Raw genomic sequence first — 26,549 nt, 5'->3', positions numbered from 1 at the left:
GAGCTAACTGGCCACGACGGCCACAGCGCGCGCCAGCGGCGTCGGCACGCGGACGCCTGTTTCCCCTGACTCGTTGCGGACCCGATCTCGCCTATCTCTGCCCCATGCAAGGCTATTTTGATATGGCACCCTTCCACTACAAGGTGGTCGCCGTTCAAACCGGCGCCGCCGCAGGTACAGGCGTGCTCGCCATCCCAAGGCCGGTCAGGATGATTTTCGCAGACCCAGCCGCAGTCCTCGCAACGGGAGCATTTCATGCTCCAAATCTCAGCATATCCCCTTGTTGAAGTCGATCACCTCGCTCCAATTCAGGCGCGTGTCGACGTAGCCGACGGTGCCGCAAGCCGTGCAGCGGAGGTGGGCGCTGATGTCCCGCCAATCCCAGTCCGGCAGATCCTGCAGCGGTATCTGCCCGCAGTGTCCGCACAGCTTGCCCTTGGGCGGCCCGACGCAATAGACGAGCACGGTTTTGAAGCCGGCGCCGCGATTGACGGGGCCTTCCCAGTATTCAAGCCAAGCTACAGGTTTTCGGCGCCAGGGCATGGCGCATCAAAAGCGCTGAAATCCGCCAGGCAAATCACGCCATGGGTTGGGCCGGGAACGGATCCGCGCCACTGCCGATCGGGGCTGTTGAAAAGTCAGCGGCGCGAATCGTCCGAGCGAAACATGCACAGCGCCGACGTCGGTTCAATCCACGGCCTTCAAAGACCGCTCGATCAGGTTGCGATTGTCATTGCGAGCCTGGCCATGTTCGCTGATCGGCTAACGCAGCACCGGCGACCGCCGCCCCAGCCCATCCAAAGGCAAGCGGTGCGAGGAGCCCCGGATCGAACAGCATGTTGTGCGAGGTCATCAACACCGCGAAGGCCGCCATCGGAAGGGCCGACAGGCTGATGCTCTTAAAGCGTATGGCCGGATAGGCTATGACCGCCAGGAAGGCGAGTGGCACCAACAGTCCAATCGGCCCGAACGCCAGCATGAACAACAGAAAGGTATTGTGCGGCTCGAGAGCGTAAGCAGAGGCAAAGCCCAGTCCGGAAAATGGCTCGCCTTTGAATACCAACCAGGCGCGTTCCATCAACAGCCATCGCGCCGAAATGGAATTGACGTCGCTCTCGGTCTCGCTGCGCCTCCCGATTTCCGCTATGAGGGCTTCGGTCGGCATGACATCGGGATCGGCACTCGCCAACGTGACGGCTTTCTCGATTGTGCTTCGTGCCGCCTGGGAAGCAGGGACGGCGTTACTGAACACGCGATACGCGTTGGACGTAGCAAACACAAAGCGGTCATTGGTGGAAAGAGCAACACCTATCCATGCCACAAGGCCCAGTGCGACGAGTGTGTGAGGCCGCCATGCGAAGCGCGGAAATCGTAGCCGCTGCAACCTGTTTCCGATTACCACGATGGCGAAGATCCCGCAGGCGGCCAGCAGCGTCGATTTCGAGAGGGTTACGAATAGCGCGGCGCCAACGATGAGAAGGAAGTAGCCGAGCCACCTCGCCGGGATCGACAAATAAGCAGCGGAGCTTCCCAGAAGCAAAGCGGCGGCGGCAACATTCGGGGCGATACTTAGACCCGCCGCACGCCCCGAGGCGAACAGAACATCGACAAGACAGATCACGGCCCCGGCGACAGTTGCCAGCGCTGAGATTCGCAGTACCGTCAGGGGATCAACGAGGACTGAAAGCACCGCGGCGCAGGCGAAAAATCCCATCGCCACAAAGAAGATTTTGGTGATCTGATCGATCTCGTGAACGAATGGGAGCGCCGATGCCAGCGCACACAGGATCAGAACGGGAAGGGTGCGTTTCAATATATCTTGGCGGAAGGCCAGCACAGCGAGCGTGGTGCAAACTGCAATGAGCCAGAAGCCGTAATAGATCGCGGGCCAGATGTGACGATCAGCGACTAGACGAGGCAGAAAGTAAGTCATCACCCTGAGCTGATACGCCCCAGCGAACACAAGACAAACCAATCCAGCGATACTGCGAAGTGCCCGCAAAGCGAAACCCGCCGCGCTCGCTGCTGCTGCCCGTCGAGACCGTTGCATTATCCGGCCCTCATTGGTGTGGAACTTTATCCCTGCAACCATGGCGAACAAGCCGTCAGATCGCAGTTTTCCCTGTCGGGAGTTCCCCGCGACCGACCAAAAAACCGTGGCCCCGCATTATCAACAACCGAATAGCCAGCCAGACTGCCGCCCACAACGCGGGTCGTAACGACCGTAACACGACGGACATAATGGCGGTTCTGATCTTGGCCGCTGACCCCTTTTGCTCTCGGCGCAATTACAGCTTGGTTAAAGATCGACGGTCGGACCCTTGGATATCCTTGCCACTGCCGATCCGATTAGCGACCCGGCGATAGCTAGATCGCATTTAGGGAACGCGCATCGATTTCCAGATGCGGCAAAGAGCCGTTTTACGTCTCGGTCGGTTGGTGCGCCCATGGGAATATTGTAGCCGATTCGTTAACCCAGCTTTGGGTTGCGGTCGCTCATTGATCTCACTTGAATTTCCGCTTTCCCCAATGCGTATCCTTGCGTGATGGATCGAACGGGGCGCATCGAGGAATATTGGCAGGCAGCTAGGTCGAGCCGTGGATAAGCCGCTAGCGCTGGGAGTGAGTGACAATCGCGGACCGCTACAAGCGCCTCAACTTCACCATCGCGTGATGTGACTGATTCACGGAACGACGTTGGGGTTCATTATTTAGGTTGAATATTCAAACGAGGGAGGACGAAAAGTGAAGACAGCTATCATCGCACTTTCTGCCGCCGCTCTCATCGCCGCCGCACCGGCCGTGTATGCGCGGGATGCATCAAGCAAAACACCGAGGGTGCAGCATAACGTCTCCAAGCGACACGTCTCCAGGAAACTCCACCCGGGCGTCTCCGCCCACGCATTACGGCCCGAGCAAACCACGGGTTGGATGAGGAGTTATCCCGGAGCTTTCGGTTACGCGCCCGGCGCACCCAAAGATTATACATACGAAAATTCCAGAAACGGTGGCGGTGGTGGCGGTGGTGGTGGCGGCATGTGAGCCGTCTGCCACGATCTGCTAAAGCGCCTCAAACGGCCATCCAGCGCTGCGATAATCCCGCTCCACCACTGGGCTGGGGGCCTTGGTGGCGGCTTTGCCGTGGCGGGGCCGTGCTCGCCGCCCTCCGGGGTTACCCCAGTTCACAGAATCAAGTTGACCGAACCGCGCCGAGATTATGCCTTATCGGCGGGTGCATCCGGACGAGGAGCGGTGAGAAGGCCAGTTGTTAGCAACCGCGGCAAATGCCCTTGGTCATGCGGTCAAGCGCCGCGTTCTCGCGATTGATCGGATCGTTCGGATCACCCAGGTTCTTCTCGTCGGGCACTTGATCGACCCGCGGTTGGCGGTGGCCGACTGGTGCCGGCAGCAATCGGCTGTCCGGGTTCGTCGATTGAGGAGGTGGTGCGGATGAATTTCCCATACCAACCGTTTGCGCAACCGCGACCGAAGTATCGATCAGGGCCAGCAACGCTATCGTCGCGATCAGCTTTCGCATGATGGATCTCCCGAGTTGGGACACCGCCTTTCACGATTCATGGTAGCGGGGAGTCTCGACCACAAGGTGCGCAAACCTCACGTTTCGTTCAGATGTTCCGAGTGCGCTGGGCGCGCCTTGAGGGCTGGGCATCATCCGGGACGAGGAGCGGTGAGGACGGGCGACCAAAAGAAACGGCCCCAGCTAGGGGGTAGCTGAGGCCGTCTTGCACAAGGACGTGCCGGGGGCGCCCGGCTCGCTTTTGATTTTGGCTCTGCAATCAGCCCCGACACCATTAAATTTAACTATTTAAATTTAAATTCTGTTTTATAGCGGCCTGTTTTAAATCTGCGAGTGGCCGATCTTAAAGTCCCCACATTTCAGCAATCTATTGCAACAATTGTTTTTCTTAAGGAGTGTGCAACGTGGCAACAGGTAGCGTGAAATGGTTTAATACGACTAAAGGGTACGGATTTATTCAACCCGACAAAGGCGGCAAAGATGTATTCGTGCACATCTCGGCCGTGGAAAGAGCCGGCCTGAGCAGCCTCAATGAGGGTGCCAAGGTGAGCTACGAAGAGATGGAGAACCGGGGCAAAACGTCCGCGGAAAACCTACGGGTTGGCTGAGAGGCTTTCTCCTGCATATCGCCCGCCGGCGTATGTGGGGCCAAGGCGACCTTCAACACTGTGCACGAAGCCGTCACCGCCTCAAACCCGGTGACGGCTTTTTGGTGGCGTCCGGACGATGAGAGGTGAGGGCGCGCCAGTTCGCGCGGGGGGCCAAAGCGTAATCGATGCCGGCCAGTTTCCATCTGTGCTCAAGGGGAGAATCGATAGCGGGCACTCACCCTATCGGGGGTCCCCGGCGGGTCCCCAATTCCTAGCGGGTGTTGGCGGGTCCCCGGATGTTTTGTTAGCAGTCCCCATAGGCGGGATGATTCCCGCTGGAACAATGGAACCATCATAATCAATATTTGTCAACAATATCAGGTACTTAGTAAACATGCACCACTAGCGGTGCATGTCAACGCGGTCAGGCGGGCAGCTTTCCAGTCTTCGCCAAATGCAACGCGTCGCGCGCGACCGCTTTTTGCGCTGCACGCGGTTGATTGGTAATATCTCCGAATATCCGTTCGATGGCGGCAAGCACCGCAGGTTCGGTCGGGTTCAGCATCAAACCAGGTTCGACGAGACGGACCCAACCGCCGAAGTGCTTGGCCTCGATCAGGTCTACGCCAAGAAGGCGAAACCCATCGACGGCCATCAGGATCGCAAAAAAATTTTGATCGTCAGAAAATTCGATCGGTGTCTTATCGGGCTTTTTTGACGACGCATGCTTAAAGGCGTTCGCCGCCTCGTTAAGTTTGTCCGCTACGTAGCGGCGCTTATCGGGAACGATCATTTCCAACATGTCGGCACGCATTGCGGGCGTCCGGTTTAGCTCACAAAGCCTGTCGATTATTTCGCCCGCGGCCTTTGCCAGCGTATGAACCGAAACGGGATCGTCGTCCTCGAAATAGAGCCTAATGGCCGTCGCAAGTTGGCGCGTGGCTGCATCAAGGCGGCTGACGTGAATGATCGAGGCAACTGAAGCCATCAGGCAAGCTTTTCTGCTACCGCGTTTACTACGAACTGCGCGGGACGGACTGCGCAAAATGGCTGCAAGGTCTCAATGCCGGCGGTAGGCATCGTGATTTAAGCAGCCATTGTCCTCTTCGGTAACTCATCCCAGGTGCGGCCGTCCAAGACCCGCCCGGTTTGCTTTTTCTGCACGCCGCCCCATTGCTTGAAGTGGAACGCCACTCCTGCTTTGACACATTGGTCGCGGATAGATCGCACCCAATCAGGGTTCATTGGTCGGGCGGCAGGCCCGCTTTCTCCACCAGCAATGGCCCAATCGATTCCCGTGAGATTCAGTTTATCCAGCGGCCCGAGTAGCGGCTCTAAACTGAGAAACTTAACAAACGCAGGCGTACTTCGGAGGTGGTCAATTCTATCGGTGTAATCTTCGCTTTCGACGCTGACGCCCATCCAAACGTTGTTTGGCCATGGCAACCTGTCTGCCACGTCGGAAAGGCGATCTGCACGTTTCGTTAAAATCTGGAACGTGTGATGGCGTGCCCGCTGCATGACATCAAACACTTTCGAAATGAATTCAAGCGGCACCTTCTCGTGAAACAGGTCCGACATTGAGTTGACGAAGATGATTTTTGGAGTCTTCCATCTCAAAGGTATGTCCAACGCCACTTCGTCCAACACGATCTTGCCATTCCACTTCGCTCGTCCACCCGACACACGAGTGGTGCCCGCGTATTTGGGCTGGCCCATAGCTTCCAAACGGCGAGCAAGACGCATCGCATAGCAATTCGTGCAACCAGGCGACAGGATTGTGCATCCTCCGACCGGATTCCATGTCGCTTCGGTCCATTCGATCGGCGAATTGGTGGCCATGGCGGAATCCTTACTTGAAAGTTACCTTAACGTGATCGGCGAAGGTGGTTATGCGCGCTTTCGCATCTGATTGATCAAGCTGTTCATCAAAAAACTTCGTGTTCTTGGCCACCAAATTCCCCTGCACACCGTCCAGTAGATTCGTGCCAAGCATACACGTGGCTCCTTTCAGTGAGCACTCTATGTAATGTTCTTGTTATGTTCCTGCAACGGCTATATGGCTTTGTTGCGCTCCATGTTGCGCCGATTTGCGGGCGGGGAATGAAGGGTCACGGTGTGCTCAGAGCGTGCTCAGAATATTTTTGTTCCGAAATTCCGGAGCTAAAAGCCAGCTAAGCATTTGATTTCATTGGTGAGCGCGGAGGGACTCGAACCCTCGACCCCATGATTAAAAGTCACGTGCTCTACCACCTGAGCTACGCGCTCACTCGCCGCGGTGTGTAGGGGGCGGCTTGATGCGGGTCAATAGCATGGTGAAGTACCAATAGGCCATTCGAAAGAGCTGGATTTGCTTGGCGTCGCCTGCGGTTAGCCGGGCTTCTTCAAGCGGGCGAGGGCGCCCAAAATCGGTTCGTTGTCAACTGGCTTCGGGGTGGATCTCCGAGGCCACCGGCTGGGAGGGGCTGACCACCGTCGGTATCGCCACCGGGCGCAGGCCGATCAGTTCCGCGGTGCGGACGCCGGTATTGCGCCAGAACGAGAACTCGTTGGCGCGGGAGTTTTCCAGGATCGCGATCGCCACCGCCGACAGGAACGGCAGGCTTTCCAGCACCAGCACGGCCGCGAATACATAGATCTCGCGGACTTCCTTGAAATTGTTGGTGACGACCAGCACGGCGGCGCCGACCAGCAGCAGCACGCCGATCACGGCTTCCCAGAACGCCTGGAATTCCACTGAGACCAGCGAAAACCCGCCCTTCGAGGTCCGCGCAAACGCCAGATGGTCGGTGATCAGCCCGTTGGCGACCGCGCGCGACACCGTCCATTGCACCGACATCGCCGCAACCATGGCGCCCAGCATTTGTCCCCACTTCACCGGCACGCGCAGGCGGTACAGCACCGTGAAATGCACCAGCGAGACCACAAACGTGGCGATGATAGGCAGCGTCAGGATCTTGTCGGGAATCGCGATGTCGGCGAAGGCGACGATCGGCACCCAGATCAGATTGAGGATGGCAACCAGCACGCCGAGGCTTTCGGCGCCCAGCCAGTTCAGCCAGCCCAGCGCGAATTCCCGTCTTTGATCGGGCGACAGCCGGCTCGCGCCGGGGAGAAAACGCCGCCAGTGCTTCTTGACGATCTGGAATCCGCCATAGGCCCAGCGGTGGCGTTGCTTCTTGTAGGCCTCATAGGTGTCCGGCAACAGGCCGTGGCCGTAGCGGTGGTTGGTGTAATGGCTCAGCCAGCCGTGCTCGATCACCGCCAGCCCGAGATCGGTGTCCTCGCAGATGGTATCGCCGGCCCAGCCGCCGGCCATGTCCATCGCCGCGCGCCGGACCAGGCACATGGTGCCGTGAACGATGATGGCGTTGGCCTCGTTGCGCTGGACCATGCCGATATCGAAGAACCCGGCATATTCGCCGTTCATGATGTAATGCATCAGCGAACGGTTGCCGTCGCGATGGTCCTGCGGCGCCTGCACCAGGCCCACCCTTGGATCGGCGAACACCGGCACCAGATCCTTCAGCCAATCCGGCTGCACGACATAGTCGGCATCGATGATGCCGATGATCTCGGCATCGACAGCGGTGCGCTCCATGGCGATGCGCAGCGCGCCGGCCTTGAAGCCCTCGACCTTCTCGGCGTTGACGAACTTGAAGCGTTCGCCCAGCGCGCGGCAGTGATCCTGGATCGGCTGCCAGAACTCCGGATCGGGCGTGTTGTTGATGATCACGACGCATTCGAAATTCGGATAGTCGAGCCGCGACACCGCATCGAGCGTCTGCTTGAGCATGTCGGGCGGCTCGAAATAGGCCGGGACATGGATCGAGACTTTTGGAAACGCGTCGCCGCCGGCGACGGCGGGCGCCGCGGACGGTGCCTTGACCAGCAGCCGGCGCGGATCGCGGCCGAAGGCAATGGCGGCCAGTTCCTCGATCCGCGCCATCGCGATCAGCACCAGCGGAACCAGCAGGATCAATCCCAGCGTCAGGGCGAAGGCCGAGCCGAAAACGAAGTAGTGCCCGGTCCAGTAGGCAAACACGGTAGCGGTCCAGGCACCGACACCGTTCGCCGCCGCCGACAGCATCAGCGCCTGCATCACGGTGGCATCGGTAAGCCGCAGGATCGGCAGCGACATCAGGATGCCGACCAGCAATGCGATGGTGGCCAGTTTCCAGTAGGCGTCATCGACAATCGGACCCGTCCACGCGAATTTCGGCTCGCGCGCGGCGTTGAGGATTCCCCAATATGGACCGACGCCGCCCTCGAAGAACTTCCAGGGCTGATCGATCGCCTCGACGATGTTGTAGTCCATGCCGATCGCTTCGGCGCGGCTGACGAAGTTGCGCAGCACCCTGGCCTGCTCGAACGGACCGGGATCGGCGTTTCTCAGATTGTAGCCGGCGCTCGGCCAGCCGAACTCCGCGATCATGATTCGCTTGCCGGGGAACTGTTCGCGCAGCAGCTGGTACATCGAGACCGCCTGGTCCGGCGCCTGATCGGCGGTGAAGTTCTCCCAGTACGGCAGAACGTGCGCGGCGATGAAATCGACGGAGTAGCCGAGCTGCGGGTTGTCGCGCCAGATGTTCCAGATTTCACCAGTGGTGACGGGAACATTGACAGATTTTTTCACCTGTTTGATCAGCTCGATGAGGTCGTCGACCTTTTGCTCGCCGCGATAGACGGTCTCGTTGCCGACCACCACACCGATGACATTGCTGTTGTGCCGGGCGAGGTCGATGGCGGCGGCAATCTCGCGCTTGTTGCGGTCGACGTTCTTGTCGATCCACGCGCCGACCGTGACTTTCAGTCCGAATTCCGCTGCGATCGGCGGCACCAGCTCGACGCCCCCGGTCGAAGAGTACAGCCGGATAGCGCGGGTGATGGTCGAAAGCTTCTTGAGATCGGCGCGGATTTTGTCGGCATTGGGAACGTTGTCGACGTCGGGATGCCCGGTTCCCTCGAACGGTGCATAAGACACGCTCGGCAGCATGCCCGTGAAGTCGGGAGCCTGCTGCTTATCTCGCAGCACCCCCCACATCGCGGCGTGAACGGTGGTCACAAACAGCAGAACGGCGACCACGGCACGCATCGCGACTAAACCATACGGGGCCCTTATGGCAGGGAAGCGGATCCGTCCCCGAGATCCGACCAAATCAGCGGCAAACCGAACATATCTCTGCCACGCGATTTAACAACTCTTATGACGCCGTGGCGTTTTGAGGGCGCACTTATCCAAACCGTGAAAAATTCGGATCGTTCCGGCAGCGCTCAGGAATTATTTGGCCGCCGCGGCGGGAGCTGCGGCTGGAGCCGGTGCGGGCGCTGGCGCAGGTGCGGAGGCGCCGGAAGTGGTGGGGGCAGGTTGCGTCGCCGCGGCCGCCTGCGGTTGTGCGTTGGGATTGAGCCAGCAGGCGTGAACCCGAGCGGGTACATCCGCCGACGCTTTGGGATCGTTGACGCCGACCAGGCCAAAACGCGCCAGGCAACGAAAGGTCGCCTGGATGTGGCCGCCCGGGCAGCCGAACCGATCGTAAAGGTCGAGATGCCGAAACGCCGTATCGAGGTCGTCGTGCGACATCAATATCACCACCCGGCGACCGAGCCAGACGCATTCCGGGTTGCCGGCCGGACCGTTGATGGCCTGCGCCGCTTCGACGAATTCGTCGGCCTTGCGTTGGTTGTCCTTGGCCGCGTCCGCCGGCTGCGCCGCATTGGCGGCCGGTTTGCCGGACTGGTCCTGCGACCTGATGTCGCCGCTCTGGGCGAACGCGCTTCCGATACCGATCAGCAATGCAAGCCCGGGAACGGCGAGGTGGTGCAAAACCGCATATTTAAGCTGACGCACGCCTCGACGCATAATTTCCCCGATATTTCCTGCCCGCGGCCGCCTCGGACGAGCTGGTTGATGCCGTTCAAATGGGTCCCCAATGCGGCGGAGACGCCAAGCGGAATCCCATGACGGACATTTCGGATTTTGTCCAGCAAAGTCACAACTTTATCGCGCGGTGGTAAAGCTGCCATGTGGGACGCGCGTATCCTGCTCTTGGCAGACGGACGGCGAACGGCTAAGCGACGATGGCTTCCCGGAGGATGGAACCGATTTCTCTTCGTACGCCGCTGGCGCTTCTAATCCTGTCCCTGGGTGCGATTGCGGCCGCGTGGTGGTGGCTGGCGACGCCTATTACACTGGTGCGCGCGCCGATCGACCCCAATGCGAAACTGCTGTGCGTGTCCTATGCGCCGTTCCGTGGCGCCCAGACGCCGCTGGATCCGACCACGCGCATCGCCCCGGAACAGATCGCCCAGGACCTGGCGCAACTCGCCAAAATATCCGACTGCGTGCGGACCTATTCGATCGAGAACGGGCTCGATCAGGTTCCCGCGCTCGCCGCGAAGGTCGGGCTGAAAGTCATCCAGGGAATATGGCTCGGCAGCAACCGCCTGAAGAACCAGATCCAGGTTTCGACCGCGGTCGCCCTGACCAAGGAATTCCCCGGCGTCATCACCGCCGTCGTCGTCGGCAATGAGGTGCTGTTGCGTGGGGAGATGACGACGTCCGATCTCGTCGCCATCATCCGATCGGTCAAATCGCAGGTTTCCGTTCCCGTCACCTACGCCGATGTCTGGGAATACTGGCTTCGCAACCGCGAGGTCTATGACGCCGTCGATTTCGTCACGATTCACATTCTGCCTTACTGGGAAGACTTCCCGATCCGCGCCAAAAATGCCGCCGCCCATGTCGATGCCATCCGCAAGCGGATGGCGGTGGCGTTTCCCGGCAAGGAAATCCTGATCGGAGAGACCGGCTGGCCGAGCGAGGGACGGATGCGCGACGGCGCGCTGCCCTCGCGTACCAATCAGGCGCGGGTGGTTTCGGAGATCCTCAATCTGGCCAAGCTGGAGAATTTTCGCGTCAATCTGATCGAAGCCTACGACCAGCCGTGGAAGCGCCAGCTCGAGGGGACCGTCGGCGGCAATTGGGGCCTGTTTGATTCCGTGCGGCGCGTGGTGAAATACCCGCCGGGCGAAGCCATCAGCAACTTTCCGTTCTGGAAGCTGCAGATGGGGTGCGGAATGGCGCTGAGCGTTTTCGTGTTCGGCGCGGCCTGGCTGACCCTGCGCCGCCGGCCCTGGAAGCCGCGCCTCACATCCTGGATCGCGGTCGCGCTGTCAGCGACCGCGGCCGGAATTCTGCTGGGCGTCGCCACCGACAAGATGTTCTATGAGAGTTACGGCTTCGGCGGCTGGCTTCGATGGGGCGCGTTGCTGGCGGCCGCCGTCGCATCGCCCTTGCTGGGCGCCAATGCCTTGATGTCGGGGCGCGCGCTGCCGACATTCCTCGAACTGCTGGGCCCCCGCGACGCCAGAACCAAATCGGCGCTGTCCATGATGCTGGGAGCCGTGCTGGTCGTGACCACCCTGATCGGGGCGGAAACCGCGCTCGGCTTCGTGTTCGATCCGCGCTATCGCGATTTTCCGTTCGCCGCGCTGACCATGGCCGTGGTGCCGTTCTCGAGCCTGATGCTGCTCAACCGTCCGCAGGAAGGCGTGCGTCCGATCGCCGAGGCGGTATTTGCCGGCCTGTTGGCGGCGGGGGCGCTCTACACGGTCTTCAACGAAGGGCCGAACAATTGGCAATCGCTGTGGACCTGCGCGATCTATTTCCTGCTCGCGATTACGCTGTGGCGGGCGCGGGTCGTGCAAATCCCAAAATAAGCAGGCCGATCGCCAGGCCCGAGAGGCCGACATTATAGAGCACGATGCCGAATCCGGCAGCGATCAGCCCGCCGGTCAGCAAAACGATCGACGGCCGGATCAGGTGAAGGGTCGCGATGACAAGCGCGACCACGCCGAACACGAAATTCTTGAACAAGTAGGTCGCGAGAATCCGGGTCTTGCACAGCATCGTCTGTAGCCCGGCGTCGCAGGCCAGCGACACCGTCGAGAACTCGACCGCGAGATAGCGCAGATAGAGCGCATAGCCGACGGTGACGAAGCCGACCACCATCAGCCATTGCACCTGATAGGGGGTCAGCCGGAACGGAGTTTTTTTCATCGGGCCAATATGGTCGGGAATGCGAGGCGGGACAACCCGCGGCAGGTCGCCATGACACCTGTTTTGCGGAAGAACATCAGAACTCGAACCCAAGACACTGTAATTACGTCATTTACCGGCTTGTTCCAGGTGCCGGCTGAAGAACGACGACAGGGTGGTGGGCTCGGGCTTCGGCAGCGGTTCTTCGATCGTCACATGCTTTGCAAGGCTGCGCCGGCGTGCGGTGGGCCTGGCTGCGGCAGGCTTCACGGTATCAGGCTTGGTCGCACTGGACTTGGCGTTGGCCTCCGGCTCGTCGCCATTCATGGCGAGGTGTTGACCATCGAACACCGTGGTCTGGCATGGGCGCTGGTTTTCGATCAGGCCGGCACAGATCTTCGCGGCTGCCGCCGCGTCATCGAGCGGTCCGGCAACCAGCCGCAACTGCATGCCGAGTCCGTTGCTGCCTTCCTTGATCACGATGATCGGCTGCAACGTCGTCAGCGCCGCGTTCGCCCTCCATTTCAAGAGCCCGCGCCACAGCGCGCGCAGGCCGGCGACGGAATTGGCGCCACCCACATCAACCCCGAATTCGGTTCGCTGGACCGGGACTTGTTCGGCCGCCGCCGCGGGAGCCGGCGACTTCGCCTCGTCGGCGGCCGAAACCGAGGCAACCACCGCCGGCGGTGGCGGCGCGGGCGCGGCGACAACGGCATCCGCCGGCTTTTCGGGTCCGATCAGCTTTGAAGCTGCGGCATCCGGCGGCGCCATCAGCGACTTAGATGCCATCAGCGGCGTGGCCGGCGGCGCCACGGGTGTTACCGCCGGCGGAGTCGGTGCAGCCTGCGCCACCGGTGCGGCTATCGCGGGCGCCGGCACCGGGACGGCGGTGTCCATCGGCGGTTTTTCGGATGTTTTTGCTTCGGATGCTTTTGCTTCGGATGCTTTTGCTTCGGTTGTTTTCGCGATGGTCGTGACGACCGGGGACACGGCCGGAGCGGGCGTCTGATTTTGCGGCGGCGCCGGCGGCTCGACCTTCGCGGGAGCCGCAGGCGGCGAGACGGCCGCGGCAACCGCTTGCGGCGCCGCAGGGGCGGAACTTTGCCGCGCGATCGCGCCGGTCACGGAATCCAGGCCCTGTTCCAGAACGGTGACACGGGAGTACAGCCGGTCGCGATCGCTGTTGAGCGTATCGATGGCGGAGGCCAGCCGCCGCGTTTCGTTCTGGCTTTCCCTGGCGACCGACTGGATTTGCTGCGACTGCCGCGTCAGATCGGCTGCCGCGACCTGGTCGTGGCGCCATCCGATGGCGGACTGGTTGGCGAGCACGGCGACGACGACGGCGCCGACCGAGCCCGCGCCCCACGACCCGAGCCGCCACAGCGAGCGGCGGTCGAACACGTCTTCCTCGGCCAGAAACCCAGTCAGCAAGCCGCCGGTATTTTCGGTCTCGAAACTGCCGGCCAGATGGTCGGGATTTTTTGCCATACGACGTATCAGGCCCCCCTGTGGCCCACCGAATCAGACGGCAAACATTAACAGGAAAAACGCCCCGATCTGGAGTCCGGGCGCTCTACGCGGGGGTGAATCGGATTTCCATCACGGAGGAAAACCCTTTATGAGGGCGGCGGCGCAAGCTTCGCCGCAACAACCAGGGATTCGGAATGACCGGCAGGACCAGCCTGACCATCGTGCTCGCGGCCGGCGAGGGCACGCGCATGCGCTCCGCAAGCCCCAAGGTCCTGCATCCCGTGGCCGGCCAATCGCTGCTGGCGCATGTGCTTGGCGCCGCCCCAAAGGGAGCGAGCTCAGCACTTGCCGTGGTCATCGGCCCGGACCACGGGAGCGTCGCCGACGAGGTCAGGCGTCTGCGGCCGGACGCGGCGACATTTGTTCAGCGCGAGCGTCTGGGTACCGCGCATGCGGTGCTGGCGGCGCGCGACGCCATGACCGGCGGCGTCGACGATCTCCTGGTCGCGTTCGGCGATACGCCGCTGATTTCAGCCGCGACCTTTGCGCGCCTGCGCGCGGCCTTGGAGAAAGGCGCAGCATTGGCCGTGCTCGGCTTTCGCGCCGCCGATCCGACCGGCTACGGCCGGCTCCTGGTCGAGGGCGACCGGCTGGTGGATATCCGCGAGCAGGCCGACGCCAGTCCCGCGGAACGCGCGATCACGCTTTGCAATGCCGGCGTGATGGCGTTCGATGGCCGCCAGGCGCTGCCCATCATCGAAAAAATCGGCAACGCCAATGCCAAGGGCGAGTATTATCTGACCGACGCCGTTGCCATCGTTCGACAACTGGGATTGGAGGCCGTCGTGATCGAAACCAGCGAGGATGAAGTGCGCGGCATCAACACCAAGGCCCAACTCGCCGAGGCCGAACAGGTGATGCAGGCGCGGTTGCGCCGGGCCGCACTCGAGGCCGGCGTGACCCTGATCGCCCCCGAGACGGTTTACCTCGCCGCCGATACTACCTTCGGCAGCGACGTCACCATCGAACCGTTCGTGGTGATCGGCCCCGGCGTGACCATCGCCGACGGCGCGGTGATCCATTCATTTTCCCATATCGTGCAGGCGTCGATCGGCAAGAAGGCATCGGTCGGCCCCTATGCGCGCTTGCGGCCGGGGACATCGCTCGGCGAGGGCGTGCGGATCGGCAATTTCGTCGAGACCAAGGCCGCGACGCTGGAGGCGGGCGCCAAGGCCAATCATCTCAGCTATATCGGCGACGCCCATGTCGGCGCGGGTGCCAACATCGGCGCCGGCACCATCACCTGCAACTATGACGGCTTCGGCAAGCACCGGACCGAGATCGGCGCCGGCGCATTCGTCGGTAGCAACTCCTCGCTGGTGGCGCCGGTGAAGATCGGCAGCGGCGCCTATATCGGTTCGGGCTCGGTGATCACGAAAGAGGTGCCCGCCGATGCGCTGGCGGTGGAGCGTAGCCAGCAGACCAACCGCGAGGACGGCGCCAAGCGGTATCGCGAGATGAAGACGCGCGACAAGCCCCCGAAAGCCAGTTAATGACCTGACGTGTTAAGCTTTCGGCTTAACCCTGTCGCAATCCGCAATAATTATTGAGTATCGGGCGTTTTGCGATTCTCGTTAAGAGAGGCCTTGTTAAGACAAGCCTTGCGCAATTTGGGCAATTTTTCGACGATTTGGGGATATTGATCCGCATGTGCGGCATTGTCGGCATTTTGGGGCGCGGTCCGGTCGCGGAGCAATTGGTGGATTCGCTCAAGCGGCTGGAATATCGCGGCTACGATTCCGCTGGCGTCGCCACGCTCGAAGGCGATCATCTCGACCGCCGCCGCGCCGAAGGCAAGCTCAAGAACCTGGAAGCGCGATTGCGCGCCGAACCGCTCGCGGGCCATACCGGCATCGGGCACACGCGCTGGGCCACGCACGGCCGCCCGACCGAGAAAAACGCCCATCCGCATGCCACCGACAACGTCGCGGTGGTTCACAACGGCATCATCGAGAATTTCCGCGAGCTGCGGTTTGAGCTCGAAAAGCAGGGCGCGAAATTCGCAAGCGACACCGACACCGAGGTGGTGGCGCATCTGGTCAACTCCTATCTGCTCAAGGGAGCCTCGCCGCAGGAAGCCGTCAAGGCATCGCTGCCGCAGCTGCGCGGCGCCTTTGCGCTGGCGTTCCTGTTCAGGGGCCACGGCGATCTGATGATCGGCGCCCGCAAGGGCTCGCCGCTGGCGATAGGTTATGGCGACGGCGAGATGTATCTGGGCTCGGACGCGATCGCGCTGGCGCCCTTTACCGATACCATCAGCTATCTCGAGGACGGCGACTGGGTGGTGCTGAGCCGCGAAGTCGGCGTCATCCATGACGAGCACGGCGCCGTCGTCAACCGTGACGTGCTGAAATCGGGCGCGTCGTCGTTTCTGGTCGACAAGGCGAATTATCGCCACTTCATGGCCAAGGAAATCCACGAGCAGCCGGAAGTCGTCGGCCATACCCTGGCGCGTTACGTCGACATGGCGACCGAGCGCGTCGCGCTGCCGCTCAAACTGCCGTTCGACTTCAAGGACATCCAGCGCATCTCGGTCGTCGCCTGCGGTACCGCGAGCTACGCCGGTTTTATCGCCAAATACTGGTTCGAACGCTTGAGCCGCCTGCCGGTCGAACTCGATGTCGCCTCCGAATTCCGCTACCGCGAGGCGCCGTTGCACAAGGGCGACCTGGCGATCTTCATTTCGCAATCCGGCGAGACCGCCGATACGCTGGCGGCGTTGCGCTATGCGAAATCGAAAGGCGTGCACACGCTCTCGGTCGTCAATGTCCCGAGTTCGACCATCGCCCGCGAAAGCGAGACGGTGCTGCCGACGCTGGCGGGTCCTGAAATCGGCGTTGCCTCGACCAAGGCTTTTACCTGCCAGCTGATGGTGCTGGCGGCGCTGGCGGTGGCTGCGGGCACCGCGCGCGGTGAATTGTCGGAAGAGGACGCCACAAAGCTCGTGCATGGCCTGGTCGAAATTCCGCGTCTGATGGCGGCGGCGCTCGCCACCGAGCCGCAGATCGAGAAACTGGCGCGCGAGATCGCGAAATCAAAGGACGTGCTCTATCTCGGCCGCGGCACCAGCTATCCGCTGGCGCTGGAAGGCGCGCTGAAGCTGAAGGAAATCTCCTACATCCATGCCGAAGGCTATGCCGCCGGCGAGCTCAAGCACGGCCCGATCGCGCTGATCGACGAGAACATGCCGGTCGTGGTGATCGCGCCGTTCGACCGGGTGTTCGAAAAGACGGTTTCCAACATGCAGGAAGTGGCGGCCCGCGGCGGCAGCATCATCCTGATGACGGATGCCAGGGGTGCGGCGGAGGCGACCATCGAGTCCCTGGTGACGATCGTGCTGCCCGACATGGCCTCGGCCTTCACCCCCATGGTTTATGCCGTTCCGGTGCAGCTATTGGCCTATCATACCGCCGTGATCATGGGCACCGACGTCGACCAGCCGCGGAATCTCGCGAAATCGGTCACCGTCGAATAGACCGGCCGCCGTTGCCGCTCGGTCACGTCAGGTCTTCAAAAATCTGCTAGAACACCCTAGCTGGCAATATATCATTGCCCGCCGGACCGACCTGGAACCCCCATGAACCGCGACAACCTGCCTCCGCCCGTGCCCCCGGCCGAAGTCCCGCCGGACGCGCCGCGCGGCTTCATGGCCCGATTCCGGAACTATTTCCTGACCGGCCTGATCGTCGCCGGCCCGATCGCCATCACCTTTTATCTGACCTGGTGGTTCGTGACCTGGGTCGACGGCCTGGTGCGGCCCTTTGTCCCCGTCGCCTACCGGCCGGAAACCTACCTGCCGTTCGGACTGCCGGGCTCCGGGCTGATCGTGGCCGTGATCGCGCTGACGCTGCTGGGCTTCCTCACCGCCAACCTGATCGGGCGGACCCTGGTCGATCTCGGCGAGAGGCTGCTCGGGCGGATGCCGGTGGTGCGCGCGATCTATCGCGGGCTGAAGCAGGTGTTCGAGACGCTGTTCTCGGGGCAGGGATCGAGCTTTCGCCGGGTCGGCCTGGTCGAATTTCCCTCGCCGGGGATGTGGTCGATCGTGCTGATCTCGCAATCGCCGAGCGTGGAGATCACCAACAGCCTGCCCGGGCGCGAGGAGCACATTTCGGTGTTCCTGCCGTGCGCGCCGAACCCGACGACCGGCTTCTTCTTCTACGTGCCCAAGAGCAAGGTCATCGAAGTCGACATGAGCGCCGAAGACGCCGCGACCCTGATTATGTCGGCCGGCGTGGTGCAGCCCGGCTCCGACCCGCAGAAGAAAATCGCCGCCCTTGCCGGCATGGCGAACGCCGCCCGCATCGCGACTCCCGCCTCGCTGCGGCCGGAGCCGGCGAAGGTGGAGTGAGGTTCTACGACGAAGCCCCACTGCCGCGGGAGTGGCGGAGTTGCACACATATGCGCTCGCCGCTCTTTCCACGTCATTGCGAGCGAAGCGAAGCAATCCATAGCCACAGCGAAAAGAAAGAATGGATTGCTTCGCTGCGCTCGCAATGACGTTGAGGATTGTGTGGTCGGCCTTCACACCAGCGTCTCGTATAGATCTTTCCATTCGGGATTGATCGCTTCGCTCAACGCTATTTTCTTAGCCCGGCTGCCGGCCTTGATCAGCTTTTCCCGCGTGATCGCCTCGATCATGGTCTCTTGCAATTCGTACCAGACCAGCATCTTGCAAGCATATTTCGCCGAGAAACCCTTCACCAATCCCTCGTGGTGCTCGAACGCGCGTCGCGGCAGGTTGGCCGTGACGCCCGTGTAGAGTGTCCCGTGGCGCTTGCTTGCGACGATGTAGACACACGGTTCTTTCATCCGCCTTCCTCCAACCTTGCCACGTTACCCCGTCATTTGCGAGGAGCCAACGGGTCGCGCGAATGCTCGCCCGATGACAGGCTCCGCGACGAAGCAATCCATTCTTTCTTTTCCAACGGCGACAATGGATTGCTTCGCTGCGCTCGCAATGACGGGGGGGCAGCTACCCCGCCCCAATCAGCGGTATCGCCTCGTCGCGCTCGAACAGATAGAGCAAACACCGCAGCGCTTCGCCGCGCTCGCCCGAAAGCTTCGGATTGTCCTTCATGATGCGCAGGGCTTCGTCGCGGGCCTGGGTGATGAGCTGGCCGTGTACCTCGGAGCGCGCGATGCGGTAGCCGGGGAGGCCGCTTTGCCTGACGCCGAGCACGTCGCCTTCGCCGCGCAGCTTCAGGTCTTCCTCGGCAATCCGAAACCCGTCGGTGGTTTCGCGGATCACCTTCAGCCGTGCCTTCGACATTTCGTTCGGCTCCTTGTAGAGCAGGAGACAGGTCGAGGCTTCCGATCCGCGGCCGATCCGGCCGCGCAGCTGGTGCAGTTGCGCGAGCCCGAAGCGCTCGGCATTCTCGATCACCATGATGGTCGCGGCCGGAACATCGACGCCGACCTCGACCACGGTGGTCGCCACCAGGAGGCCGATCTCACCTTCGGCGAACCGCGCCATCACGCGGTCCTTTTCCGGGCCCTTCATCTGGCCATGCACGAGGCCGACGCGAACGCCGAAACGCTGTTGCAGGCTCTCAAACCTTTCGGTCGCATTGGTCAGATGTTCGATGCCCTCCGCTTCGGATTCCTCGACCAGCGGGCAGATCCAGTACACGCGCTTGCCGGCTTGAAGCGCACGGCCGACGCCGTCGATCACCTCGCTGAGCCGGCTGTTCGGCACCGCGCGGGTATCGATCGGCTGGCGACCGGCCGGCTTTTCGCGCAATTCCGAGACGTCCATGTCGCCGAAATAAGTCAGCACCAGCGTGCGCGGGATCGGCGTCGCGCTCAGCACCAGCACATCGACGGCGTCCCCCTTGGCGGTCAGTGCCAGCCGTTCGCGCACCCCGAAACGATGCTGCTCGTCGACCACGGCCAGCGCCAGCGATTTGAAGACCACATCGTCCTGGATCAGCGCATGGGTTCCCACAAGGAAATCGATCTCTCCGCCCGCAAGCCGCGCCAGCAGTTCGCGACGTTCCTTGCCCTTTTCGCGGCCGGTGAGGATGGCGACCCGCAGGCCCGCGCGCTCGGCGAGCGGCGTGACGGTCTTGATATGCTGGCGCGCCAGAATTTCCGTCGGCGCCATCAGCGCGGCCTGCTTGCCGACCTCGGCCACAGCGGCGGCCGCCAGCAGCGCCACCACGGTCTTGCCCGATCCGACGTCGCCCTGCAGCAGCCGCAACATGCGGACCGGCTGACGCAGGTCGTCGGTGATGGCGGCAGCCGCCGCTCGCTGCGACGCCGTCAGCGCATACGGCAGCGCGTCGATGATCCTGTTGCGCAGATGACCGTCTCCGGCGTTGCGGTCGCCGGCGGGGCGGCGCAATTGCGCGCGCACCAGCGCCAGCGCCAGTTGACCGGCCAACAATTCGTCGAAGGCGAGCCGCGACCAGAACGGGCCATCGGGCAAAATGTCCGTCAGTTCGACCGGCACATGGACACGGTTCAGGGCTTCCGCAACCGGCGGAAATTTGCAGCGGCGAATGACTTCCGGGCTGATCCACTCCGGAAGCGCGGGCAGCTTTTGCAGCGCCTGCGCCATCGCCCGCCGCAGCGAGCCCAGCGCCAGCCCTTCCGTGAGCGGATAGACGGGGTCGATGCCCGTCAGCTTTGCAAACCCGGCCTCGTCGACCACGCGGTCGGGATGCGTGATCTGCAGGGTCCCGTCGTACATCTGCGCCGTGCCGGAGACGTAACGCTTGGCGCCGACCGGCAGCAGTTTCTCGACATATCCGGGCTGGGCGCGGAAATAGGTCAGCACCACGTCGCCGGTGTCGTCGCTGGCGTAGACCAGATGCGGCGCGCGCGCGTTGCGCGAAGGGGTTGGACGGTGGCGGTCGACGGTGACCTCCAGCGTCACCACGGTTCCCGGGACCACGTCGCGGATTTTCGGGCGCGCCCGGCGATCGATCACGCTGGCCGGCAGATGCAGCAAGAGATCGACCAGCCGCGGCGTCTCATCGCGGCCGAGCAGATAGCGAAACAGTTTGTCCTGCTTCGGCCCGACGCCGCCGAGCGTCGTGACCGGTGCAAACAACGGATTGAGCAGAGCAGGGCGCATCGGGAAAACCTAAGACCGTTCCCGCCCGTCATGCCCGGCTTTATGCCGCGCATCCACGGGTTTTTTGAAAGGACAAAGCCACGCCCGCAGGGTGGGTCGAGGCGACCCTTCCGCGTTGACTCCGGGACGGAGACGGAAGGCGTAAATCCGTCTCTCTTTAAAGATAGATTTGTGCGTCGACGGACCATTCACACCCATCTAGCCATTTTTTCCTTGATTTAGTTGCTTCAATCTGATAACCATTAGATGTGGCGGAGTCCCGCGACCCTTCCTTGGATATGCTGCTGGAACTCGACGGCCAGGTCCTGGTCGTTGATCCCCAAGGCGGCCATTGGGTGCGCTTTGTCGTGACGCAGGTACCGGCGTCGGCCGAGAAGCCGCACGGCCTGGACTATTCGCTGACGCTGCACGGGCCCGATGGTAAGCGGTTGGTCGGCTTCGACAACGCCCATCCAGTGATGCACCAGAGGCGCGGGGAAGCACAAGACCATCGCCACCGCCTGCGGACTATCAAAGCTTACGAGTACCAGGATGCGGCGACGCTGCTGCGCGATTTCTGAACGACGGTGGACACGGTGCTGCGCGAGAGAGGAGTATTGCCATGACAACTCTGAAAGTTGGCATCGCCACCTATGCGGAGATGAAGGCGCGCACGATGGCGGTGGCGCGCGGCGAGCGGCGCATTGCGCCCGGCGAACCAAAGGTGTGGTTCACCTCGACCGAGTCCTTTGCCAAGGTCCTGTCGGCGGGCAACCGGGACCTGCTCAGGGTGATCGCGGAGCAGGCGCCTGCCTCGCTCGACGAACTGTCGCGGATCACCGGCAAGGCGAAGTCGAACCTCTCGCGCACGCTGAAGACGATGGCGGGCTACGGCCTGGTGCGGCTGGAACGTGGCGAACGAGGGCGTATCACGCCCACGGTCACGCATGACCGGGTTGAACTCGAACTGCCGCTCGCCCGGCCTCGGAAGGCGGGGTAAATTTGCAGCCTGTGGGGCGGGTTTACCCGACCCGTCCGCATGCTATTTCCCTTCGAGGACATCGCGTTGCGAGAGCAGCTTGCGGATAAGACCACCGCAATCCGCAGTTCGTCTACGATAAAGAGGTAAGCTACGCGTTTCGCTTCCACTCGCCAGGCTACGGCCGACAGGTCGACTGATTTGCCCGACAGGCTGCGGGCGCATTTGGCTGTCCAGCCCCTTTTGCAAAAATATTCTGTTTTTCCGAAGACCCAAATCAGTTGTATATCTCTTGCGTCCTGTCCCACTCAGAGGGGCGTTTCGCGAACGTCACGAACGCGGGGCGGGATGCGGTGGACGCGGCGGCGCGCTTGACGGGCGTTGCTTGCAGCGGACGGCGAAGACGTGTGGTCCTGACACCCCGACGCTGGTGTCAAGTTTGCGGATTAATCCGCGTAACGACGGTGGCAAGAAAGCCGATCACCGGGGAGAGCACGGTATAAGCCGTAAACCATTGCGTGCGGGAATGTCGGGTGATTTCCGATGGCTCGCTGTGAATACTCGTGTGCATACTTACTACCAATAGCGCACACGAGGCTGCGGGTGCATCGGGCGCCCGGCATTCCCCACGCCCTCTGTTTTCAGGGCGGACGTTTTTGGCAAACCTCGGACGCACTGCGCCGCGAGATCGCGAAGGTGTGTCTGTATTTGCCGTCATTGCGAGGAGCGAAGCGACGAAGCAATCCACTCTTACGTTCTTTCTTGCCGCACCATGGATTGCTTCGCTTCGCTCGCAATGACGCTGGGCGCTGGATTGCTTCGCGGAGCCTGTCACCGGGCGGCGCATTCACGACCCGTTGGCTCGCAATGACGGTTGAAAGTTTCTCAGGCTGTTTGAAATGTGATTTTACAAGGCGAACAGCTACTGACATTCACCGCCACCATCGCTATATCAACCCCGCCCGGCACGTCCGGGCTTTTGGCGTTCTGATTGGAATCGAAAGTATGACGGGATCGACACGATCGAGCGGCGGCCTCGATGACCGCCGCAAGCGGCTGCTGTTTCGCTGCTGGCATCGGGGCACCCGCGAGATGGATCTCATTCTCGGCCGCTTTGCGGATGCCGAAATCGCTAATCTCGGGGAACACGAACTGGCCCAGCTCGAGCTTCTGATCGAGGTACCCGATCCCGACCTGTATGCCGCGGTGACCGGCAATCGGGCGCTGGCGCCGGAACACGCCACCGGCCTGTTCGACCGTATCAAGTCCTTTCGATCTTCGGACCACGCATGAAATCGCCGACACGATCCCCCGCCGAATTGCTCGCGCCAGGCCGCGCACTGACCTTTGCCAATGTCGCCGAGGGCGCCGAGGGCCTGATTGTTTCGGATCTGGCACGCGCAATCGCCGCTCGGCCGAAGCCGCCGGCGGTCAGTCTCGCCGTGGTCTGCCGCGATGGGCCGCGCATGCAGCAATTGGCCCGCGCGCTGGAATTCTTCGCGCCCGATCTGCCGGTGATGCAGTTTCCGGCCTGGGACTGCCAGCCCTACGACCGGGTTTCGCCGCACGGCGGCATCCTGGCGCAACGGCTGACGACGCTGGCGCGGCTGTCGCGGTTGGCGGGCAGCGACAAGCCGCTGATCGTGCTGACCACGGTCAATGCCATCGTGCAGCGCGTGCCGGCGCGCGAAACCATCGCGGCACAGGCGCTGTCGGTGGCGCCCGGCCACGTCGTGCCGATGGACTCGATCGTGTCGTGGCTGGAACATAACGGCTACAACCGCTCCTCGACGGTGCGGGAACCCGGCGAATATGCCGTGCGCGGCGGCATCCTCGATCTGTTTCCGGCCGGGCTCGACCAACCCGTGCGGTTCGATTTTTTCGGCGACAGCCTGGAATCGATCCGCTCCTTCGACGCGGAAACCCAGCGCACGCTTCTCGACATGCGCTCGCTCGACCTGGTGCCGATCTCGGAATTTCAACTGGTGACCGAGACCATCCGCCGTTTCCGGATGGGCTATGTCGCCGCGTTCGGCGCTCCGGAGCGCGACGACCTGCTGTACGAAGCCGTCAGCGAAGGCCGCCGTCATCCCGGCATGGAACATTGGCTGCCGCTGTTTACCGAGCGGATGGATACGCTGTTCGATTATCTCGGCGACGCGCCGGTGGCGATCGAGCCGCAAAGCGAGGACGCCGCGCGCGAACGCTTCAAGCAGATCGCCGACTACTATGAGGCACGGCGCGAGGCGATGGAGCATCCGGGCGGCGGCGCGGTCTACAAGCCGTTGCCGCCCGACCGGCTCTATTTGACCGAAAACGAGTGGACCCAACGCCTGGATCAGGCCGCGCTGGCGCGGCTGACGCCCTTCGCGGTGCCCGACGGCAGCGCGGGCGTGGCCGATGCCGGTGCGCGGCAGGGGCGCAATTTCACGCCGGAGCGCGCCGACAGTTCGGTCAACGTGTTCGAAGCCGTGGTCGCGCATGTGCAGGCGTTGCAGGCGCAGCGCAAGAAAGTGGTGATCGCGCTGTGGAGCGAGGGCTCGCGCGACCGCATGGGCAGCATGCTGAAAGACCACAAGCTGCATAACGTCACCAGCGTCAATTCCTGGCGCACCGTGCAGGCGACGCCGCGCAACGAAACCATGCTGGCGGTGGTCGGCATGGAATCCGGCTTCGAGACCGACAATGTCGCCGTCATCAGCGAGCAGGACATCCTCGGCGACCGGCTGGTGCGGCCGCACAAGGCCACCCGCAAGCTCGACAATTTCATCTCCGAAGTCACCAGTCTCGCCGCCGGCGATCTCGTGGTTCACGTCGAACACGGCATCGGCCGTTTCGTCGGGCTGCAAACGCTCGAGGTCGCCGGCGCGCCGCACGACTGCCTCGAGCTGCATTATGCCGCCGACACAAAACTGTTCCTGCCGGTGGAAAATATCGAGCTGCTGTCGCGCTACGGCTCCGACCACGCCAATGTCGAGCTCGACCGGCTAGGGGGCAGCGGCTGGCAGGCCCGCAAGGCGAAACTGAAAAACCGCATCCGCGAGATCGCCGGCGAGCTGATCAAGATCGCGGCCGAGCGGCATCTGCATGAAGCACCGAAAATGCCGGTGCAGCCGCATGTCTATGACGAGTTCTGCGCACGCTTTCCCTATGAGGAAACCGAGGACCAGCTCGGGGCCATCAACGCCACCCTGAAGGACCTCGAAAACGGCCGGCCGATGGACCGGCTGATCTGCGGTGACGTCGGCTTCGGCAAGACCGAGGTGGCGCTGCGCGCGGCATTCGCGGTCGCGCTTGATGGCAAGCAGGTCGCCGTCGTGGTGCCGACCACGCTATTGGCGCGGCAGCACAGCAAGAATTTTACCGAGAGATTCCGCGGCTTCCCGGTGAATGTCGCGCAGGCCTCGCGTTTGGTCCCGACCAAGGAATTGACGCAGGTCAAGAAAGGCATTGAGGAAGGCGCGGTCGATATCGTGGTCGGCACCCACGCGCTGCTCGGCAAATCCATCAAATTCAGGGATCTCGGACTGCTGATCGTCGATGAAGAGCAGCATTTCGGCGTCGGTCACAAGGAAAAGCTCAAGCAATTGCGCGCCCAGGTGCATGTGCTGACGCTGAGCGCAACTCCGATCCCGCGAACGCTGCAACTGGCGCTGACGGGCGTGCGCGATCTCTCTATCATCGCCTCGCCGCCGGTCGATCGGCTGGCGGTTCGCACCTTCGTGGCGCCGCACGATCCCCTGATGATACGCGAGGCGCTGCTCCGCGAACGCTATCGCGGCGGCCAGGCGTTTTATGTGGTGCCGCGGATCGAGGACCTCGCCGGGGTAAAGGACTTTCTCGACAAGAACGTGCCGGAGATGAAGGTCGCGGTCGCGCATGGCCAGATGGCGCCGACCGTCATCGAGGACATCATGTCGGCGTTCTATGACGGCAAGTACGACATCCTGCTCTCGACCACGATCATCGAATCCGGCCTCGATATCCCGACCGCCAACACGCTGATCGTGCACCGCGCCGACATGTTCGGGCTGGCGCAGCTCTATCAGCTGCGCGGCCGGGTCGGGCGCTCGAAGTTGCGCGCCTATGCGTTGTTCACGCTGCCGGCGCAGCAGAAGATCACGGCGCAGGCCGAGCGGCGGCTGAAAGTACTGCAGTCGCTGGAAACCCTGGGCGCCGGCTTCCAGCTGGCCTCGCACGATCTGGATATCCGCGGCGCCGGCAATCTGCTCGGCGAGGAACAGTCGGGGCATATCAAGGAAGTCGGTTTCGAGCTCTACCAGTCGATGCTGGAGGAGGCGATCCTCAACCTCAAGGCCGGCGTGGTGGAACCCGCCGCCGATCGCTGGTCGCCGCAGATTACCGTCGGCATGCCCGTGCTGATCCCGGAGGAGTATGTCACCGACCTCGCGGTGCGGCTCTCGCTGTACCGGCGGCTGGCCGATCTCGACACCGACGACGAGATCGACAATTTCGCCGCCGAACTGCGCGACCGCTTCGGCGTGTTGCCGGACGAGGTGCGCTATCTCTTCAAGATCGCCGCCATCAAGGGCTATTGCCGCCGAGCCAATGTCGAGAAAGTCGATGCCGGACCGAAGGGCGTGGTGATCACGTTCCGCGACAACAAGTTCGCCCAGCCGGATCGGCTGGTCTATTTCATCCGCCAGCACGGCCAGGCGGCGAAGGTGCGGCCGGACATGAAGGTGGTGTTTTTCCAGGAATGGGAAACGCCGGAGGAGCGTCTGGCCGGCACCACCGAAATCATGCGCCAGCTCGCCAACCTCGCCGAGAACCGCAAGGCGGCATGAACA

21 protein-coding genes and 1 tRNA gene are annotated in these 26,549 nt (G+C 62.3%); 9 read left to right on the top strand and 13 right to left on the bottom strand.

All coding sequences use genetic code 11. The features are described from left to right. Positions 1-267: 267 nt before the first annotated feature. The 3 genes from B5527_RS20915 to B5527_RS20905 form a co-directional block, all read right to left on the bottom strand. Complete coding sequence (locus tag B5527_RS20915; protein ID WP_079603220.1) at positions 268-543, bottom strand: hypothetical protein; 276 nt, start codon at positions 541-543, stop codon at positions 268-270. Between the two features lie 187 nt (positions 544-730). Beyond that, the gene (locus B5527_RS20910) at positions 731-2,092 is read right to left on the bottom strand and encodes an O-antigen ligase family protein (RefSeq protein WP_079603219.1); all 1,362 of its coding nucleotides are present in this window, start codon (positions 2,090-2,092) and stop codon (positions 731-733) included. Positions 2,093-3,268: 1,176 nt separating this feature from the next. Continuing rightward, a complete protein-coding gene (locus B5527_RS20905) occupies positions 3,269-3,538 on the bottom strand; it encodes a hypothetical protein (protein WP_079603218.1) in 270 nt (89 codons plus the stop codon). A gap of 404 nt (positions 3,539-3,942) precedes the next feature. Between B5527_RS20905 and B5527_RS20900 the strand changes: the two genes are divergently transcribed. After that, positions 3,943-4,146: a cold-shock protein gene (locus B5527_RS20900; protein WP_079607401.1), complete on the top strand. Its 204-nt coding sequence runs from the start codon at positions 3,943-3,945 to the stop codon at positions 4,144-4,146. Positions 4,147-4,552: 406 nt separating this feature from the next. On the opposite strand, the gene B5527_RS20895 is transcribed toward B5527_RS20900, so the two are convergent. From B5527_RS20895 to B5527_RS20875, 6 genes are all read right to left on the bottom strand, one after another. After that, complete coding sequence (locus B5527_RS20895) at positions 4,553-5,116, bottom strand: hypothetical protein (protein ID WP_079603217.1); 564 nt, start codon at positions 5,114-5,116, stop codon at positions 4,553-4,555. Positions 5,117-5,214: 98 nt separating this feature from the next. Next, positions 5,215-5,970 carry a DUF5131 family protein gene (locus B5527_RS20890; RefSeq protein ID WP_079603216.1) on the bottom strand — a complete coding sequence of 252 codons (756 nt, stop codon included), beginning with the start codon at positions 5,968-5,970 and terminating at the stop codon, positions 5,215-5,217. 10 nt (positions 5,971-5,980) lie between these two features. Next, the gene (locus B5527_RS44295; protein WP_154072416.1) at positions 5,981-6,124 is read right to left on the bottom strand and encodes a hypothetical protein; all 144 of its coding nucleotides are present in this window, start codon (positions 6,122-6,124) and stop codon (positions 5,981-5,983) included. 196 nt (positions 6,125-6,320) lie between these two features. Then, a tRNA-Lys gene (locus tag B5527_RS20885) sits at positions 6,321-6,396 on the bottom strand. A gap of 151 nt (positions 6,397-6,547) precedes the next feature. Beyond that, a complete protein-coding gene (locus B5527_RS20880) occupies positions 6,548-9,223 on the bottom strand; it encodes a glycosyltransferase (RefSeq protein ID WP_079603215.1) in 2,676 nt (891 codons plus the stop codon). Positions 9,224-9,409: 186 nt separating this feature from the next. Then, on the bottom strand, positions 9,410-9,991 hold the full coding sequence (locus tag B5527_RS20875; RefSeq protein ID WP_079603214.1) for a beta-1-3, beta-1-6-glucan biosynthesis protein: 582 nt from the start codon (positions 9,989-9,991) through the stop codon (positions 9,410-9,412). 233 nt (positions 9,992-10,224) lie between these two features. Between B5527_RS20875 and B5527_RS20870 the strand changes: the two genes are divergently transcribed. After that, positions 10,225-11,850, top strand: coding sequence for a beta-(1-6) glucans synthase (locus tag B5527_RS20870; RefSeq protein ID WP_079603213.1), 1,626 nt, complete (start codon positions 10,225-10,227; stop codon positions 11,848-11,850). On the opposite strand, the gene B5527_RS20865 is transcribed toward B5527_RS20870, so the two are convergent. Both B5527_RS20865 and B5527_RS20860 read right to left on the bottom strand, forming a co-directional pair. Further along, complete coding sequence (locus B5527_RS20865; RefSeq protein ID WP_079603212.1) at positions 11,810-12,190, bottom strand: hypothetical protein; 381 nt, start codon at positions 12,188-12,190, stop codon at positions 11,810-11,812. The two genes, B5527_RS20870 and B5527_RS20865, sit on opposite strands and share 41 nt — an antisense overlap. 108 nt (positions 12,191-12,298) lie before the next feature. Continuing rightward, positions 12,299-13,657 carry a hypothetical protein gene (locus B5527_RS20860; RefSeq protein WP_079603211.1) on the bottom strand — a complete coding sequence of 453 codons (1,359 nt, stop codon included), beginning with the start codon at positions 13,655-13,657 and terminating at the stop codon, positions 12,299-12,301. Between the two features lie 176 nt (positions 13,658-13,833). Here B5527_RS20860 and glmU point away from each other — a divergent pair, with 176 nt between their 5' ends. From glmU to B5527_RS20845, 3 genes are all read left to right on the top strand, one after another. Beyond that, positions 13,834-15,192, top strand: coding sequence for a bifunctional UDP-N-acetylglucosamine diphosphorylase/glucosamine-1-phosphate N-acetyltransferase GlmU (glmU, locus tag B5527_RS20855; protein WP_079603210.1), 1,359 nt, complete (start codon positions 13,834-13,836; stop codon positions 15,190-15,192). Positions 15,193-15,347: 155 nt separating this feature from the next. Next, entirely contained in the window at positions 15,348-17,174 is a 1,827-nt protein-coding gene (glmS, locus tag B5527_RS20850) for a glutamine--fructose-6-phosphate transaminase (isomerizing) (RefSeq protein WP_079603209.1), read from the top strand. Between the two features lie 102 nt (positions 17,175-17,276). Continuing rightward, positions 17,277-18,050: a DUF502 domain-containing protein gene (locus B5527_RS20845; protein ID WP_079603208.1), complete on the top strand. Its 774-nt coding sequence runs from the start codon at positions 17,277-17,279 to the stop codon at positions 18,048-18,050. Between the two features lie 173 nt (positions 18,051-18,223). On the opposite strand, the gene B5527_RS20840 is transcribed toward B5527_RS20845, so the two are convergent. Both B5527_RS20840 and recG read right to left on the bottom strand, forming a co-directional pair. Then, entirely contained in the window at positions 18,224-18,511 is a 288-nt protein-coding gene (locus tag B5527_RS20840) for a GIY-YIG nuclease family protein (protein ID WP_079603207.1), read from the bottom strand. Positions 18,512-18,674: 163 nt separating this feature from the next. Beyond that, positions 18,675-20,780, bottom strand: a complete 2,106-nt coding sequence (recG, locus tag B5527_RS20835) for an ATP-dependent DNA helicase RecG (RefSeq protein WP_079603206.1) — start codon at positions 20,778-20,780, stop codon at positions 18,675-18,677. Positions 20,781-21,058: 278 nt separating this feature from the next. Between recG and B5527_RS20830 the strand changes: the two genes are divergently transcribed. From B5527_RS20830 to mfd, 4 genes are all read left to right on the top strand, one after another. Beyond that, positions 21,059-21,340: a toxin-antitoxin system TumE family protein gene (locus B5527_RS20830; RefSeq protein WP_245332740.1), complete on the top strand. Its 282-nt coding sequence runs from the start codon at positions 21,059-21,061 to the stop codon at positions 21,338-21,340. Positions 21,341-21,381: 41 nt separating this feature from the next. Next, a complete protein-coding gene (locus B5527_RS20825; protein ID WP_079603204.1) occupies positions 21,382-21,759 on the top strand; it encodes a helix-turn-helix domain-containing protein in 378 nt (125 codons plus the stop codon). A 984-nt stretch (positions 21,760-22,743) separates the two neighbouring features. Continuing rightward, positions 22,744-23,031: a succinate dehydrogenase assembly factor 2 gene (locus B5527_RS20820; protein WP_079603203.1), complete on the top strand. Its 288-nt coding sequence runs from the start codon at positions 22,744-22,746 to the stop codon at positions 23,029-23,031. After that, a complete protein-coding gene (gene mfd / locus B5527_RS20815) occupies positions 23,028-26,546 on the top strand; it encodes a transcription-repair coupling factor (RefSeq protein ID WP_079603202.1) in 3,519 nt (1,172 codons plus the stop codon). The genes B5527_RS20820 and mfd overlap by 4 nt, the downstream gene beginning before the upstream one ends. Positions 26,547-26,549: the final 3 nt, after the last annotated feature.

The sequence above is a fragment of the Bradyrhizobium erythrophlei genome (assembly GCF_900129425.1).
GTDB classification, from domain to species: Bacteria; Pseudomonadota; Alphaproteobacteria; order Rhizobiales; family Xanthobacteraceae; genus Bradyrhizobium; species Bradyrhizobium erythrophlei_C.
This window is presented reverse-complemented; position numbering and strand designations above follow the sequence as displayed.

Bases quoted from the DNA above. Each gene is read 5' to 3' on its own strand.
- B5527_RS20840 (WP_079603207.1), bottom strand. From the start codon at position 18,511: ATGAAAGAACCGTGTGTCTACATCGTCGCAAGCAAGCGCCACGGGACA.
- B5527_RS20830 (WP_245332740.1), top strand. From the start codon at position 21,059: ATGCTGCTGGAACTCGACGGCCAGGTCCTGGTCGTTGATCCCCAAGGC.
- mfd (WP_079603202.1), top strand. From the start codon at position 23,028: ATGAAATCGCCGACACGATCCCCCGCCGAATTGCTCGCGCCAGGCCGC.
- B5527_RS20890 (WP_079603216.1), bottom strand. From the start codon at position 5,970: ATGGCCACCAATTCGCCGATCGAATGGACCGAAGCGACATGGAATCCG.
- glmS (WP_079603209.1), top strand. From the start codon at position 15,348: ATGTGCGGCATTGTCGGCATTTTGGGGCGCGGTCCGGTCGCGGAGCAA.
- B5527_RS44295 (WP_154072416.1), bottom strand. From the start codon at position 6,124: ATGCTTGGCACGAATCTACTGGACGGTGTGCAGGGGAATTTGGTGGCC.
- B5527_RS20895 (WP_079603217.1), bottom strand. From the start codon at position 5,116: ATGGCTTCAGTTGCCTCGATCATTCACGTCAGCCGCCTTGATGCAGCC.
- B5527_RS20880 (WP_079603215.1), bottom strand. From the start codon at position 9,223: ATGCGTGCCGTGGTCGCCGTTCTGCTGTTTGTGACCACCGTTCACGCC.
- recG (WP_079603206.1), bottom strand. From the start codon at position 20,780: ATGCGCCCTGCTCTGCTCAATCCGTTGTTTGCACCGGTCACGACGCTC.
- B5527_RS20870 (WP_079603213.1), top strand. From the start codon at position 10,225: ATGGAACCGATTTCTCTTCGTACGCCGCTGGCGCTTCTAATCCTGTCC.
- B5527_RS20860 (WP_079603211.1), bottom strand. From the start codon at position 13,657: ATGGCAAAAAATCCCGACCATCTGGCCGGCAGTTTCGAGACCGAAAAT.
- B5527_RS20820 (WP_079603203.1), top strand. From the start codon at position 22,744: ATGACGGGATCGACACGATCGAGCGGCGGCCTCGATGACCGCCGCAAG.
- B5527_RS20875 (WP_079603214.1), bottom strand. From the start codon at position 9,991: ATGCGTCGAGGCGTGCGTCAGCTTAAATATGCGGTTTTGCACCACCTC.
- B5527_RS20845 (WP_079603208.1), top strand. From the start codon at position 17,277: ATGAACCGCGACAACCTGCCTCCGCCCGTGCCCCCGGCCGAAGTCCCG.
- B5527_RS20905 (WP_079603218.1), bottom strand. From the start codon at position 3,538: ATGCGAAAGCTGATCGCGACGATAGCGTTGCTGGCCCTGATCGATACT.
- B5527_RS20825 (WP_079603204.1), top strand. From the start codon at position 21,382: ATGACAACTCTGAAAGTTGGCATCGCCACCTATGCGGAGATGAAGGCG.
- B5527_RS20915 (WP_079603220.1), bottom strand. From the start codon at position 543: ATGCCCTGGCGCCGAAAACCTGTAGCTTGGCTTGAATACTGGGAAGGC.
- B5527_RS20865 (WP_079603212.1), bottom strand. From the start codon at position 12,190: ATGAAAAAAACTCCGTTCCGGCTGACCCCCTATCAGGTGCAATGGCTG.
- B5527_RS20910 (WP_079603219.1), bottom strand. From the start codon at position 2,092: ATGGTTGCAGGGATAAAGTTCCACACCAATGAGGGCCGGATAATGCAA.
- glmU (WP_079603210.1), top strand. From the start codon at position 13,834: ATGACCGGCAGGACCAGCCTGACCATCGTGCTCGCGGCCGGCGAGGGC.